14 protein-coding genes are annotated in these 14045 nt (G+C 39.7%); all 14 read left to right on the forward strand.

Features of this window, described 5'->3' with window-relative positions; genetic code table 11:
* The first annotated feature begins 40 nt into the window (after positions 1–40).
* Positions 41–910, forward strand: coding sequence for an ROK family protein (locus EKB01_RS04000; protein WP_000150731.1), 870 nt, complete (start codon positions 41–43; stop codon positions 908–910).
* A complete protein-coding gene (locus tag EKB01_RS04005) occupies positions 904–2784 on the forward strand; it encodes a beta-N-acetylhexosaminidase (protein ID WP_167265739.1) in 1881 nt (626 codons plus the stop codon). The genes EKB01_RS04000 and EKB01_RS04005 overlap by 7 nt, the downstream gene beginning before the upstream one ends.
* A gap of 402 nt (positions 2785–3186) precedes the next feature.
* Positions 3187–4116, forward strand: coding sequence for a sugar ABC transporter permease (locus EKB01_RS04010; protein WP_000714584.1), 930 nt, complete (start codon positions 3187–3189; stop codon positions 4114–4116).
* Positions 4117–4129: 13 nt separating this feature from the next.
* On the forward strand, positions 4130–5053 hold the full coding sequence (locus tag EKB01_RS04015) for a carbohydrate ABC transporter permease (RefSeq protein ID WP_000818344.1): 924 nt from the start codon (positions 4130–4132) through the stop codon (positions 5051–5053).
* 108 nt (positions 5054–5161) lie between these two features.
* Positions 5162–6646 (forward strand): ABC transporter substrate-binding protein, encoded by a 1485-nt coding sequence (locus EKB01_RS04020; protein ID WP_084939959.1) that lies wholly within the window; start codon positions 5162–5164, stop codon positions 6644–6646.
* 160 nt (positions 6647–6806) lie between these two features.
* A complete protein-coding gene (locus tag EKB01_RS04025; RefSeq protein ID WP_167265741.1) occupies positions 6807–7496 on the forward strand; it encodes a CPBP family intramembrane glutamic endopeptidase in 690 nt (229 codons plus the stop codon).
* A gap of 68 nt (positions 7497–7564) precedes the next feature.
* A complete protein-coding gene (locus EKB01_RS04030) occupies positions 7565–7861 on the forward strand; it encodes a bacteriocin immunity protein (protein ID WP_167265743.1) in 297 nt (98 codons plus the stop codon).
* Positions 7862–7990: 129 nt separating this feature from the next.
* Positions 7991–8977 (forward strand): rhodanese-related sulfurtransferase, encoded by a 987-nt coding sequence (locus EKB01_RS04035; protein ID WP_001030025.1) that lies wholly within the window; start codon positions 7991–7993, stop codon positions 8975–8977.
* A 121-nt stretch (positions 8978–9098) separates the two neighbouring features.
* Entirely contained in the window at positions 9099–9959 is an 861-nt protein-coding gene (locus EKB01_RS04040) for a DUF4299 family protein (protein ID WP_167265745.1), read from the forward strand.
* 154 nt (positions 9960–10113) lie between these two features.
* Positions 10114–11037, forward strand: coding sequence for an XRE family transcriptional regulator (locus EKB01_RS04045; protein ID WP_109289559.1), 924 nt, complete (start codon positions 10114–10116; stop codon positions 11035–11037).
* A 142-nt stretch (positions 11038–11179) separates the two neighbouring features.
* Positions 11180–11401, forward strand: a complete 222-nt coding sequence (locus EKB01_RS04050) for a hypothetical protein (RefSeq protein ID WP_109289560.1) — start codon at positions 11180–11182, stop codon at positions 11399–11401.
* Positions 11401–11991 (forward strand): TlpA disulfide reductase family protein, encoded by a 591-nt coding sequence (locus tag EKB01_RS04055; RefSeq protein WP_243830653.1) that lies wholly within the window; start codon positions 11401–11403, stop codon positions 11989–11991. Before EKB01_RS04050 ends, EKB01_RS04055 begins: the two co-directional genes overlap by 1 nt.
* 473 nt (positions 11992–12464) lie before the next feature.
* Positions 12465–13328, forward strand: a complete 864-nt coding sequence (locus tag EKB01_RS04060) for an ATP-binding cassette domain-containing protein (protein WP_109289562.1) — start codon at positions 12465–12467, stop codon at positions 13326–13328.
* A gap of 23 nt (positions 13329–13351) precedes the next feature.
* Positions 13352–14044, forward strand: a complete 693-nt coding sequence (locus EKB01_RS04065) for an ABC transporter permease (protein WP_109289563.1) — start codon at positions 13352–13354, stop codon at positions 14042–14044.
* Position 14045 lies beyond the last annotated feature (1 nt).

A 14045-nucleotide genomic window follows, 5' to 3' on the forward strand; every position in this document is an offset into this window, starting at 1 on the left:
AGGACTAACTACTGATTCGCCCCTTTTTATGGGAAGAACAATGACCATTGCAACCATTGATATCGGAGGGACTGGGATTAAGTTTGCCAGTCTGACTCCTGATGGAAAGATACTAGATAAGACAAGTACTCCGACGCCAGAAAGTTTGGAGGATTTACTAGATTGGCTAGACCAACGCTTGGCAGAACAAGATTATAAGGGCATTGCCATGAGCGTTCCAGGCGCGGTCAATCAAGAAACAGGTGTGATTGAGGGAATCAGTGCCGTACCTTACATTCATGGCTTTTCTTGGTATGAGACGCTTGCTCATCATCAGCTACCTGTCCATCTAGAAAATGATGCCAACTGTGTTGGACTTAGTGAACTGCTGGCTCACCCAGAGATTGAAAATGCAGCCTGTGTCGTGATTGGGACAGGAATTGGCGGAGCTATGATAATCAATGGCAAACTTCACCGTGGTCGCCACGGCTTAGGTGGTGAGTTTGGCTATATGACAACCATTGAACCAGCTGAAAAACTCAACAACTGGTCGCTACTAGCCTCTACAGGAAACATGGTTCGCTACGTGATTGAAAAATCTGGTCAGACTGACTGGGATGGTCGCAAGATTTACCAAGAAGCTGCAGCAGGCAATGCCCTTTGCCAAGAAGCCATTGAACGTATGAACCGTAATCTGGCGCAAGGACTGCTCAATATCCAGTACCTCATCGACCCAGATGTCATTAGTCTGGGAGGATCTATTAGCCAGAATCCAGATTTTATCCAAGGCGTCAAAAAAGCTGTCGATGCATTTGTCAAAACCTACGAAGAATACACGGTCGCACCAGTTATCCAAGCTTGCACCTATCATGCAGATGCCAATCTCTATGGTGCCCTTGTCAACTGGCTACAGGAGGAAAATCAATGGTAATTTTTACAGGACTTAGTCCCAAACAAGAGCAAGCATTAGAGTTGCTTAAAAAGCATATTTCGCTAGCAGATGTAGAGGTAGTAGTCGCTCAGTCTGACCAAGCCTCTATCTCTATCAAGGGTGAAGGTGGACATTATCAACTAACTTATCGCAAACCTCACCAACTTTACCGCGCCTTGTCCTTATTGGCAACAGCTCTAGTAGAAGGTGATAAAGTAGCGATTGAGGAGCAGGCAGCTTATGAAGATTTGGCCTACATGGCAGACTGTTCTCGAAATGCGGTGCTGAATGTGGCTTCTGCCAAGCAGATGATTGAGGTCTTGGCTCTCATGGGTTACTCAACCTTTGAACTTTACATGGAAGACACCTATCAGATTGAGGGGCAACCTTACTTTGGTTACTTCCGTGGCGCCTATTCAGCAGAGGAGTTGCAGGAAATCGAAGCCTATGTCCAGCAGTTTGATATGACCTTTGTGCCTTGCATCCAGACCTTGGCCCACTTGTCAGCCTTCGTCAAATGGGGTGTTAAGGAAGTGCAAGAACTCCGTGATGTGGAGGACATTCTCCTTATTGGCGAAGAAAAGGTTTATGACCTGATTGATGGCATGTTTGCCACTCTATCTAAACTGCAGACTCGCAAGGTCAATATCGGGATGGACGAAGCCCATTTGGTTGGTTTGGGGCGCTACCTCATTTTGAACGGCGTTGTAGACCGTAGTCTCCTCATGTGTCAACACTTGGAGCGCGTGCTGGATATTGCCGACAAGTATGGTTTCCACTGCCAGATGTGGAGCGATATGTTCTTCAAACTCATGTCAGCGGATGGTCAGTACGACCGTGATGTGGAGATTCCAGAGGAAACGCATGTCTACCTAGACCGTCTAAAAGACCGTGTGACCTTGGTTTACTGGGATTATTATCAAGACAGCGAAGAAAAGTACAATCGCAATTTCCGCAACCACCACAAGATTAGCCAAGACCTTGCCTTTGCAGGCGGAGCTTGGAAGTGGATCGGTTTCACACCCAACAACCATTTCAGCCGTCTCATTGCTGTAGAAGCCAACAAAGCCTGCCGCGCCAATGATATCAAAGAAGTCATCGTGACGGGTTGGGGGGATAACGGTGGGGAAACTGCACAGTTCTCTATCCTACCAAGTCTGCAAATCTGGGCAGAACTCAGCTACCGCAATGACCTAGATCGTTTGTCTGCTCACTTCAAGACCAATACGGGTCTATCAGTTGAGGACTTTATGCAGATTGACCTTGCCAATCTCTTGCCAGACTTGCCAGGCAATCTCAGTGGTATCAATCCCAACCGCTATGTCTTTTATCAGGATGTTCTCTGTCCGATTCTTGACAGACACATGACACCTGAACAGGACAAACCGCACTTCGCTCAGGCTGCTGTGACCCTTGCTGCTATCAAAGAAAAAGCTGGTGCCTACTCTTATCTCTTTGAAACTCAGGCTCAATTGAACCAGATTTTAAGCAGTAAAGTAGATGTTGGACGACGCATTCGTGAAACTTATAAAGTCGATGACAAAGTCAGCTTGCAGCAAATCGCCAGAGAAGAATTACCAAAACTCAGAAGCGAGATTGAACACTTCCATGCTCTCTTTAGCCACCAATGGTTGAAAGAAAACAAGGTCTTTGGCTTGGATACAGTCGATATCCGTATGGGCGGACTCTTGCAACGTATCAAACGAGCAGAAAGTCGCATCGAGGCTTATCTGGCAGGTCAGATTGATCGCATCGACGAGCTAGAAGTTGAAATCCTACCATTTACTGATTTCTACGCAGACAAGGATTTCGCAGCAACTACAGCCAATCAGTGGCACACTATTGCGACCGCATCGACGATTTATACGACTTAATACTCTTCGAAAATCTCTTCAAACCACGTCAGCTTCGCCTTGCCGTATAGATGTTACTGACTTCGTCAGTCTTATCTACAACCTCAAAACAGTGTTTTGAGCTGACTTCGTCAGTTTTATCTGCAACCTCAAAGCAGTGCTTTGAGCAGCCTGTGGCTAGCTTCCTAGTTTGCTCTTTGATTTTCATTGAGTATAAAAACAAGAACAGTGTCCCTTGTTCAGAGTGTTTCTCGTGAAACCTATTTCTTATAAAAAACTTCTCCACAAAAAATAATTTGTGGAGTTTTTTCTATAATTAGTAGTTTAACCTAGCCTTCAAATAGGAGTATACTAATAATGTAATCGTTATCAAACCTAAAAATTCGATGAAATCAGTTTTTAGGAATAAAAAGGGAGGAAATTATGAAAAAGTTTTCAAAGACCTTGAGAGATAACTGGATCTTTCTCTTGATGGTTTTACCAGGGGCACTCTGGTTGATTCTATTCTTTTACATTCCAGTATTTGGGAATGTGGTCGCCTTTAAAGACTACCATATGACCAGTAATGGTTTCATAGATAGTATTGTGAATAGTAAATGGGTCGGGTTAGATAATTTCAGATTCTTGTTTAGTTCAAAAGATGCCTTTATCATCACTCGAAATACCGTTCTCTACAATCTCGGCTTTATCTTTATCGGTTTGATTGTATCAGTAGGGATTGCCATCATCCTCAGCGAGCTTCGCTCTAAGAGAATGGTTAAGATTTTCCAAACGTCTATGTTGTTCCCTTACTTCCTGTCATGGGTTATCATCAGTTTCTTTACAGATGCCTTCCTAAACATTGACAAAGGGGTCTTCAACCATTTCCTAACATCCATTGGCATGAAGGAAGTCAACTTCTACGCTGACTTAGGCATTTGGCCATACCTTCTCCTTTTCCTAGGTATTTGGAAAGGCTTTGGATATAGCAGTGTCATGTACTATGCGACGATCATGGGAATTGACCCAACCTACTACGAAGCAGCAACAGTGGACGGGGCTAGCAAGTGGCAACGTATTCGCAACGTAACCATTCCTCAGTTGACTCCGCTTGTGACAGTCTTGACCATCCTTGCAGTCGGAAATATCTTCCGTGCAGACTTTGGTCTCTTCTATCAAATCCCACACAATGCTGGTCAGCTTTACAATGTAACCAACGTTTTGGATGTATATGTCTTTAATGGTTTGACTCAGACAGCAGATATCGGTATGGCTTCAGCAGCCGGTCTTTACCAATCCGTAGTCGGTTTGATTCTGGTTATCCTATCAAACTTGCTTGCAAGACGAGTTGATCCAAACTCAGCTTTGTTCTAGAAAGGAGGAGAATATGGCAGAAAAGAAAATTAAAAAAGAAAAAATCGATAATGTCGGCATTCACTCCTTCAGTAAGAAAGCAGATATCTTCTTTAGTATTATCTCTGGTTTGATCGCTCTTTCTTGTATCTTGCCATTTATCTTCGTTATCATCATTTCGGTAACAGATGAAAAGAGCATTCTCCAGTATGGATATAGCTTTTTCCCTTCGAAGTTTGGTGTAGATGGATTTCAGTTCCTAGCTCAGTTTAAAGATAAGATCCTCCAAGCGCTCTTTATCTCAGTTTTTGTAACTGTAGTCGGAACAGTGACCAACGTCTTCATTACAACCACTTATGCCTATGCCATCTCACGGACAACCTTTAAGTACCGCAGATTCTTTACGATCTTCGCTCTTCTTAGTATGTTGTTCAATGCTGGTTTGGTACCGGGCTATATCGTGGTCACTCGCCTGCTTCAACTGGGTGATACCGTTTGGGCCTTGATTGTTCCAATGCTTCTCTCACCATTCAACATCATCTTGATGCGTTCCTTCTTCAAGAAGACCATTCCAGAAGCCATTCTCGAATCTGCTCGTATCGATGGTGCCAGTGAAGCTCGGATCTTCTTCCAGATTTGTTTGCCATTGTCACTTCCAGGTATCGCAACCATCACGCTTTTGACAGCTCTTGGTTTCTGGAACGACTGGTTCAACGCCCTTCTTTACATCAAGAGTGACAACTTGTATCCATTGCAATATTTGCTTATGCAAATCCAGCAAAATATGGACTACATTGCAAAAGCAGTCGGCCTATCTGGCCAACTGGGAGTTGCTCTACCAAAAGAAACAGGTCGTATGGCCATGGTTGTGGTTGCAACCCTTCCAATCGCGATTCTGTATCCATTCTTCCAACGCTACTTTGTTAAAGGGTTGACAATCGGTGGTGTGAAAGAATAGCACTTGCTGAGAAACACCGTTTCTCCCTTCCCAACTTCATCTTAGTGACTGAAGTTACAAATTATTAAATCGTTTATAAGTTTAAAAATAAAAAAAGGAGTTTTTATCATGAAAAACTGGAAAAAATATGCTTTTGCATCTGCTAGCGTAGTCGCTTTGGCTGCTGGTCTTGCTGCTTGTGGAAACCTTACAGGTAACAACAAAAAAGCTGCAGATACTACTTCAGGTGAAAAACCTGTAATCAAAATGTACCAAATCGGTGACAAACCAGACAACTTGGATGAATTGCTAGAAAATGCAAACAAAATCATCGAAGAAAAAGTCGGTGCTAAATTGGATATCCAATACCTCGGATGGGGTGACTATGATAAGAAAATGTCAGTTATCACATCATCTGGTGAAAACTATGATATCGCATTTGCATCTAACTATGTCGTAAATGCTCAAAAAGGTGCTTATGCTGACTTGACAGAATTGTATAAAAAAGAAGGAGCAGAGCTTTACAAAGCACTTGACCCAGCTTACATCAAAGGGAACACTGTAAACGGTAAGATCTATGCAGTACCAGTTGCAGCTAACGTTGCATCATCTCAAAACTTTGCCTTCAACGGAACTCTTCTTGCTAAATACGGTATCGATATTTCAGGTGTCACTTCATACGAAACACTTGAGCCAGTCTTGAAACAAATCAAAGAAAAAGCTCCAGATGTAGTACCATTTGCGGTTACGAAGAACTTTATCCCATCTGATAATTTTGACTACCCAGTACCAAATGGACTTCCATTTGTTATCGACCTTGAAGGAGACACTACTAAGATCGTAAACCGTTACGAAGTACCTCGTTTCAAAGAACATTTGAAGACTCTTCACAAATTCTATGAAGAAGGATACATTCCAAAAGACGTAGCAACAAGCGACACTTCATTTGACCTTCAACAAGATACTTGGTTTGTTCGTGAAGAAACAGTAGGACCAGCTGACTACGGTAACAGCTTGCTTTCACGCGTTGCGAACAAAGACATCCAAATCAAACCAATCACTAACTTTATCAAGAAAAACCAAACAACACAAGTTGCCAACTTTGTTATCTCAAACAACTCTAAGAACAAAGAAAAATCAATGGAAGTGTTGAACCTCTTGAACACGAACCCAGAACTCTTGAACGGTCTTGTTTACGGTCCAGAAGGCAAGAACTGGGAAAAAATTCAAGGTAAAGAAAACCGTGTACGCGTCCTTGATGGCTACAAAGGAAATACTCACATGGGTGGATGGAACACTGGTAACAACTGGATCCTTTACATTAACGAAAACGTTACAGACCAACAAATCGAAGATTCTAAGAAACAATTGGCAGAAGCTAAAGAATCTCCAGCACTTGGATTTATCTTTAACACTGACAATGTGAAATCTGAAATCTCAGCAATTTCTAACACAATGCAACAATTCGATACAGCTATCAACACTGGTACTGTAGACCCAGATAAAGCTATTCCAGAATTGATGGAAAAATTGAAATCTGAAGGTGCCTACGAAAAAGTATTGAACGAAATGCAAAAACAATATGACGAATTCTTGAAAAACAAAAAATCATAAGATTGATTGATTTCGTGTATTCATTCCTAATTCCTAAAAATGTGATCACTGCCTTCCTTAGTTCTCTAGGGGAGGTAGTGATTTTTAGGATGTAAAAATGAAAACAGTGGTTCTGAGGGTTTATGCGATGTGATACACATACATCTATAGGGGATTTATTATGAAAAAATATCGTCTTCTTTTCAAAATGAGTGCTGTCTTCTCTTATCTATTTTTCGTATTTGGCCTTTCCCAGCTGACGCTTATTGTCCAAAACTATTGGCAATTTTCTTCCCAGATTGGCAATTTCTTCTGGATTCAAAATATCTTGAGTTTGCTATTTAGCGGAGTCATGATTTGGATTCTGGTTAAGACAGGCCATGGTTATCTCTTTCGCATTCCAAGAGAAAAATGGCTTTGGTATTCGATTTTGACAGTATTAGTGGTAGTGCTCCAGATCTCTTTTAACGTTCAGACAGCTAAACATGTCCAGTCAACTGCTGAAGGTTGGGCTGTATTGATTGGCTATAGTGGGACTAACTTTGCAGAGCTAGGTATCTATATAGCCCTGTTCTTTCTGGTTCCGCTGATGGAAGAGTTAATCTACAGAGGATTACTGCAACACGCCTTTTTTAAAGATTCGAGATGTGGTCTTGATTTGCTTCTTCCGTCCATTTTATTTGCTCTCCCTCATTTTTCAAGCCTGCCTAGTCTGTTAGATATCTTCGTCTTTGCAATAGTTGGAATCATCTTTGCTGGTTTGACCCGCTATACCAAGAGCATTTATCCATCCTATGCGGTGCATGTTATCAATAATATCGTAGCAACCTTGCCATTTTTGCTGACTTTTTTACATAGGGTGTTTGGGTAAAATACTGGCTGGAGAGTTAGGAATTATAGTTTTTCAATTTATAAGCGAATTCCAGGAGGAAAATGAGAATGACACCATTAAAATGGTTCGATGGAGGTAGAGAAAGGCGTTGTGAAGCGATGACCATCATCGATCATCTATTGGAAGATATAAAGGCTGCGCCTCAACTTACTCCCCTGAAAAATCAGTTAGTTCGTTATAAAAAACGATTAAAGGACGATGGAACCTCTACTCCATTTATTCTGAGCCAAATGAACGTTGACATCTCACGTGTGTTGATTGAAAACAAGCTAAGTTTGTCAGAAAGTCAAGCTAAACAAATCAAAAAATTGAGAGAATTATCTGCGATTCGGTATGGTTACTGATGAAGTGCAGTGGCAGGTCTCTCTACAATTTCCGGTCAAATAAATTGCATTCGTTTTCTCAAGTGGGTATACTAGTATAGTTGAATGAAAAATTCTGAAAATTTAAGAATAGAAAAGAGAACAAATCTTATGGCAAAAGATATTCGTGTCTTACTTTACTACCTTTATACTCCAATTGAAAATGCAGAGCAATTTGCGGCAGACCACCTGGCTTTCTGTAAATCAATCGGTCTCAAAGGCCGTATCCTAGTCGCTGACGAGGGAATTAACGGGACTGTTTCAGGTGATTACGAAACAACTCAAAAATACATGGACTACGTTCACAGCCTCCCAGGTATGGAAGACCTCTGGTTCAAAATTGACGAAGAAAGTGAACAAGCCTTCAAGAAGATGTTTGTTCGCTACAAGAAAGAAATTGTCCACCTTGGTTTGGAAGACAACGATTTTGACAACGACATCAATCCACTTGAAACAACAGGCGCTTACTTGTCTCCAAAAGAGTTTAAAGAAGCCCTTCTTGACGAAGATACAGTGGTTCTTGACACACGTAACGATTATGAGTACGACCTAGGACATTTCCGAGGGGCTATCCGTCCAGACATCCGCAACTTCCGTGAGTTGCCACAATGGGTCCGTGACAACAAGGAAAAATTCATGGATAAACGTGTTGTGGTTTACTGTACAGGTGGCGTTCGCTGTGAGAAATTCTCAGGCTGGATGGTCCGTGAAGGCTACAAAGATGTCGGCCAATTGCACGGAGGAATCGCAACTTACGGTAAAGATCCAGAAGTTCAAGGTGAGCTTTGGGATGGGAAAATGTACGTCTTTGACGAGCGTATCGCCGTTGATGTTAACCATGTTAACCCAACCATCGTAGGGAAAGACTGGTTTGATGGAACACCATGTGAACGCTATGTCAACTGTGGAAATCCCTTCTGTAACCGTCGTATCTTGACATCAGAAGAAAATGAAGACAAGTACCTCCGTGGATGCTCACACGAGTGCCGTGTTCACCCACGCAACCGCTATGTTTCAGAAAATGAATTGACACAAGCAGAAGTTGTTGAGCGCCTAGCTGCTATCGGTGAAAGCTTGGATCAAGTCGCTACTGTATAACATCAAACAGCCTTCAGGGGCTGTTTTTCTATGCTTTTTATCTAAAAATCTAAAATTTGTTTCTGTATCTTTCAGGAAAATAGATTATACTATATGTAAACGATTTCAAAGGAGGCCGGTTATGGCGAAAACATTTTTTATCCCAAATAAAGAAAGCATCCTAGGACAACAGGAGGTCTTGACTGCCAAGTCCATCTTGGCCTTGGTGGAGGGCTTGGAGTCGCATAGTTATGATGCCGTCTATCTCCGTCAGCCCCTCAATCGTCTCGAGTATATCGAGTGTGGGATTGTAGGCCAGTCGCAATTTCTCTTCAAGGTGAACTATGCGGATAGTCGAAAAGGTTATCAAGTGGTGATTCCAGATTTTCTTACTAGAGCAGACTGGGAGATTGTAGAGACTCTCCTCCAGGCCCTATCTGGCAAGTTGGGGGAAGCGGTAGAAGGGCTAGAAGACTTTGACTTTGAAGCTTATTTCCGACAAACGGTCAAGCAATATTTAGCGGATAAGGCAGTTCGTTTAGTATATTGCCAAGGGCTCTTGTCACCTATCTATCTCAACAAGGAATACCTCGAGAGCTTTTTGGCTGAGGATGGATTGGCACATTTTGAAGAGTTGGTCAAGAAGGTTCAAGGCTCTGATGCCTACCTTGCCAGTGTGAAATTTTACCCAGATGCTCAAGGCAAGGTGCACGGTATCTATCACCTAGCCCAAGGAGTCAAGACGATTTTGCCAAAAGAACCCATTGTACCTGTGCCTTATACGGAGCAGCTGGCAGGTAAGGAGCTTGTTTGGGAGATTGATTTAGTGAAGATTTCTGGTGATGGGTCCAAAGCAGAAGACTATGAATCCATCGCTCGCTTGGACTATGCAAGATTCCTAGAGTCGCTACCAGAAGCATTTTACCACCAACTAGATGCCAATCAACTAGAAGTACAAGCCATTTTGGGAAAAGACTTTGAAGAATTGGCACAAGAAAAGTAAAGCAGGTCAACTGCTATTTAGCATGCGAAAGATAGTTTAGCTTAGTTAGGTTTTGTAATGTGAAATTTCAAAAATTGCTTAGTTCAATGAAAAATAGTATAATATAACAAAAAATAGAATATTGTTCGTTAAATAATGATCAGGAGATCTTGAGATGGATATCAAGAAGGAAGTAGGTAAAAGAATCCGAATGTTGCGAGAGATGAAACATATCACTCGTGAAACTCTTTGTGATGATGAAACTGAGATAACGGTGCGCCAATTAGCACGGATTGAATCAGGGCAGTCTTCCCCAAGTTTATCTAAGGTAGAGTATATAGCTTACAAACTAGGTTGTCCAATTTCACATATAGTAGATATGGATCATATGATTTTACCTTCAGAGTACTTGATAGTAAAGGATAAACTTATTAAGTTTCAAACTTATGGAGATGATGATAGAATCCAGGTTAAGGAAGAGTTGTTTGAAAGAGTTTACGAACACTATTATGACAGTCTACCTGAGGATGAGCAGATTGCTGTTAGTGCCTTACAAGCTAGTTTTGATGTCTTTGTAAGTGAAGATGCAGGGTTTGGCGATGCTTTGCTTGATGAGTATTTTGAGCAAGTAAAGATAAGGAAAAACTACTCGGTGAATGATTTGCTTTTGATAAAGCTGTACTTTGTTTCATGTTTAGCAAGACCGACTGAGTATAATCCTGAACTATTTTGGATGCTTTCTAAAAAACTTATAAGAGAAACAAATTCATCAGATTTAGAGACAGCCTATATGTTAAAAAGAACTGTGCTTGATTCTTTAGCTGTTCAATGGATGGAAAAATCTTACTCCACTTTTGAGCCTTATGTTAAGGCAATGAACACATTGATGACTATATCGCAGGATTTTCAAAACAAGCCAATTGTTGATATGCTAGATGCTATGTGTACCTTATTTCATAAACAGGATAAGGAAAAAGCTATCCAATTATATGACAGAGCTATTGTTTGTGCTCAAGCATTTGGGGACTCAGTATTAGAAGCGCGTATATTAGGAGAAAAAGAAAAAGATTTAAAAACTTTTGAGGAAATGAAGAGCTGACATGACATTTTTGTCATGTTTTTTTCTTTTTGAAAGCGTTATACTTTAATCATAAAGAACAAGAGATAAGGAGGAAAGAAAAATGTTTGGATTTGCAGTATTCTTAAGTCTTAGTTTTTGGTTTTCTGGGTAGGAGATGGAAATGGAAGATTTTAGTATCTCGCTAGAGACTTTTACACAAACTCGCCACAGTTTGATAGTTCGAAATAACACGACTGAGCAAAGGTTGGTACAAATAGAGTTGAACAAGGAACCATTCCGTTTAGCAATTTTAGATGCTGGCGAAGAGCGAGTTTTAATCTTACCAGAAGAATTATCTATTATCGAAAGTTTTAAAATTTCAGAGGTGGAGGACAATCCATGATGTCAAAAAAACATGTTGTAGAGGCAATGTTTATTCTTGTGATAGCTTCTTTATTTTTAGCAGGATTTTACTATAAAAACCAAGAATCTCATCATCAAGAAGAAACAAAACAAGAGCTTCTCTTAAAAAAAGAAGAGGAAATAAAACAATATATTTCAAAAACTAAAAATACAACATTCAAGAATGCATTGTTGACCTCCAATGAGGGAGCGCAGGTTCAACTGTCAGAGTATAAGTTTAGACCAAAGGTTGTGGTATTCTGGGCTAGTTGGTGTCCTGATTGTCAAAAAGAGCTCCCAATCATTCAGCGCCTTTATGATAAATATCAAGATAAAGTTGATTTCTTTATGGTGGATATAGTTGATGGGGAACGTGAAACACTTGAAACCTCTCATCAATTTTTAAGGGATCAGGGTTTTACCTTTCCAGTTTATATAGATCAAGATTTACAAGCTTTTAAGTTCTTGGATGTAAAAGCTATTCCAACTATCTTTATAGTGGATAAAGATGGGATAGTGAAAGAAATTTATGTTGAACAAGGAAGCGAAGAAATGTTATCTAAAGATTTAAAACAGTTAATAAATAACTGAAATGAGAATCTCATTTGGTTATTATAAAAAATTTTTTAAAAGGAGGGTTTTCTGATGAGAAAACTAACTGGACGTGTCAAAAGACACATTGTAGCAGGTCGCTTTTGTATTATAGGTCTTCGATATGGAGTAGGCATATTTTGTTGGGATTAAATAGGAGGATGAAGTAGTGAAAAAACTAAGTAACAAAAATAAAAAGCACATTGTAGCAGGTCGCTTTTGTATTATAGGTCTTCGATATGGAGTAGGTATCTTTTGTTGGGATTAAAAGGAGGGTTAAATAATGAAAAAACTAAGTAATAAACATAAAAGATACATTGTAGCAGGTCAATTTTGTGCTGTTTCACCACTCGGTATTTATGGAATGCTCACAGGTATTGGGTTCTTCTGTTGGAGTTAATGTAAGCTAAAAATCTCTGGCAGGGTTCATTCCTTGTCAGAGACTTTTTTAATATAATGAACGGAGAGAAACTATGAATCGTGTGATTTTAAGTCTTAAAAATATCAATAAAACATATGGGAAAGAACAGGTTCTCCATAATATTTCCTTTGATATTGAACGAGGAGAAATATGTGGTCTTATCGGTGAAAATGGTGCTGGAAAGACAACATTAATGAGAATTCTCCTAGGACTAATTCGAGCTGATAAGGGAGAAATAGAGAGTGTTTCGCAGCATAAGATTGGCAGTATTATCGAATCACCTGCCCTCTATCCAAACTTGACTGGACGTCAACACTTGCAATATTACAAGACAAGATTTGGTTTAAAGACAGATATCACAAAAATGTTGGAATTGGTTCACTTGCCTGAACCGTCATGGGATCGAAAAGTAAAAAACTATTCCCTTGGAATGAAGCAGAGGTTATCGATTGCGATTGCGCTGTTGGATAATCCAGAGCTTATTATCTTAGATGAACCCGTGAATGGTTTAGATCCTCAAGGGATTTCAGATTTAAGAAAAATGATTTTGAATTTAAGGGATCAGTTAGGAGTTACTTTTTTAATCTCAAGCCATATCCTATCAGAGTTGGAGTTTATAACAGATAAGTATATCATCATGAAAAAGGGAAAAATTCTAAATGTGATGAGTTCAAAAGAGCTAGCGAATGATTTGTCGGAAAAGATTTTCCTTAAGACGAGTTGTAATCAGATTCTGAAAATGTTTTTAGAAGAAGAGGGCATTGATCACTTTGAGCAAGGTGACTATCTGGTTGTGACAGAAAAGGAGAGATTAATGGCTATCTTGGAATATAGTATTGGTTCAAATCTAGTGATACAGGATATTTATATTAAGAAGGAACGCTTTGAGGACTACTATTTGCGTAATATTATCTGATGATTTAAGAAAGGAGGAGAGTCATGAATTCTCTTAAAGCAGATATATATAAATTTTACTGGGAAAAAAGAGGAGTGCTTCCTAGTTTGTTGATAGGGTTATTAGTTTTGTTATTCTCCTTGTTTTTTAAGTCATCAAATGAAAATGAGCCAGCATTTCGAGTGTTGATTTCAAATGTGAGTGGTTTTATTCCTTTGCTTTTCATCTCTGCTAATTTATTTTTCTGGGGGGAAGATTATAGTTTCCGTACGATCAATATTCTGCTCACAAAAGAAAAACAACGATGGAAGTTATTTTTATATAAAACTTTGGGAACCTTTTGTTTGTCTTTCCTATATGTAACTATTTTTTATAGTTTAACAGCTCTTGTTTATTTGGAAGGGGACATGGTGTTGATTATTTCGACATTTTTACACCAGCTACCATACTATTTGGTTATTATCAGTATCTCCTTATTGATTTTTCAAATATTTGATAAGGTTTATGAATCATGTATGATTTATACACTCTACATTTTACTATTTGATAATCTATTAGTTTACGTTCTTCCAAACTCTGGTGAGAGTGTGAGAGACTATTTACTAATGACTTTAAATTTGAAAGCATCACCAGATATAAGTCAATTTACCCTTACAAACGTATGCTATCCTATAGTGGCAGGTCTAGCAGTAATCATGCTTACGTTTGTTGTATTCAGTAAAAAAGAATTTAAATAGG

Source organism: Streptococcus sp. CCUG 71758, assembly GCF_011714815.1.
GTDB lineage: Bacteria > Bacillota > Bacilli > Lactobacillales > Streptococcaceae > Streptococcus > Streptococcus halitosis.

Bases quoted from the DNA above. Each gene is read 5' to 3' on its own strand.
- EKB01_RS04005 (WP_167265739.1), top strand. From the start codon at position 904: ATGGTAATTTTTACAGGACTTAGTCCCAAACAAGAGCAAGCATTAGAG.
- EKB01_RS04065 (WP_109289563.1), top strand. From the start codon at position 13,352: ATGAATTCTCTTAAAGCAGATATATATAAATTTTACTGGGAAAAAAGA.
- EKB01_RS04010 (WP_000714584.1), top strand. From the start codon at position 3,187: ATGAAAAAGTTTTCAAAGACCTTGAGAGATAACTGGATCTTTCTCTTG.
- EKB01_RS04015 (WP_000818344.1), top strand. From the start codon at position 4,130: ATGGCAGAAAAGAAAATTAAAAAAGAAAAAATCGATAATGTCGGCATT.
- EKB01_RS04025 (WP_167265741.1), top strand. From the start codon at position 6,807: ATGAAAAAATATCGTCTTCTTTTCAAAATGAGTGCTGTCTTCTCTTAT.
- EKB01_RS04060 (WP_109289562.1), top strand. From the start codon at position 12,465: ATGAATCGTGTGATTTTAAGTCTTAAAAATATCAATAAAACATATGGG.
- EKB01_RS04055 (WP_243830653.1), top strand. From the start codon at position 11,401: ATGTCAAAAAAACATGTTGTAGAGGCAATGTTTATTCTTGTGATAGCT.
- EKB01_RS04000 (WP_000150731.1), top strand. From the start codon at position 41: ATGACCATTGCAACCATTGATATCGGAGGGACTGGGATTAAGTTTGCC.
- EKB01_RS04040 (WP_167265745.1), top strand. From the start codon at position 9,099: ATGGCGAAAACATTTTTTATCCCAAATAAAGAAAGCATCCTAGGACAA.
- EKB01_RS04020 (WP_084939959.1), top strand. From the start codon at position 5,162: ATGAAAAACTGGAAAAAATATGCTTTTGCATCTGCTAGCGTAGTCGCT.
- EKB01_RS04045 (WP_109289559.1), top strand. From the start codon at position 10,114: ATGGATATCAAGAAGGAAGTAGGTAAAAGAATCCGAATGTTGCGAGAG.
- EKB01_RS04030 (WP_167265743.1), top strand. From the start codon at position 7,565: ATGACACCATTAAAATGGTTCGATGGAGGTAGAGAAAGGCGTTGTGAA.
- EKB01_RS04050 (WP_109289560.1), top strand. From the start codon at position 11,180: ATGGAAGATTTTAGTATCTCGCTAGAGACTTTTACACAAACTCGCCAC.
- EKB01_RS04035 (WP_001030025.1), top strand. From the start codon at position 7,991: ATGGCAAAAGATATTCGTGTCTTACTTTACTACCTTTATACTCCAATT.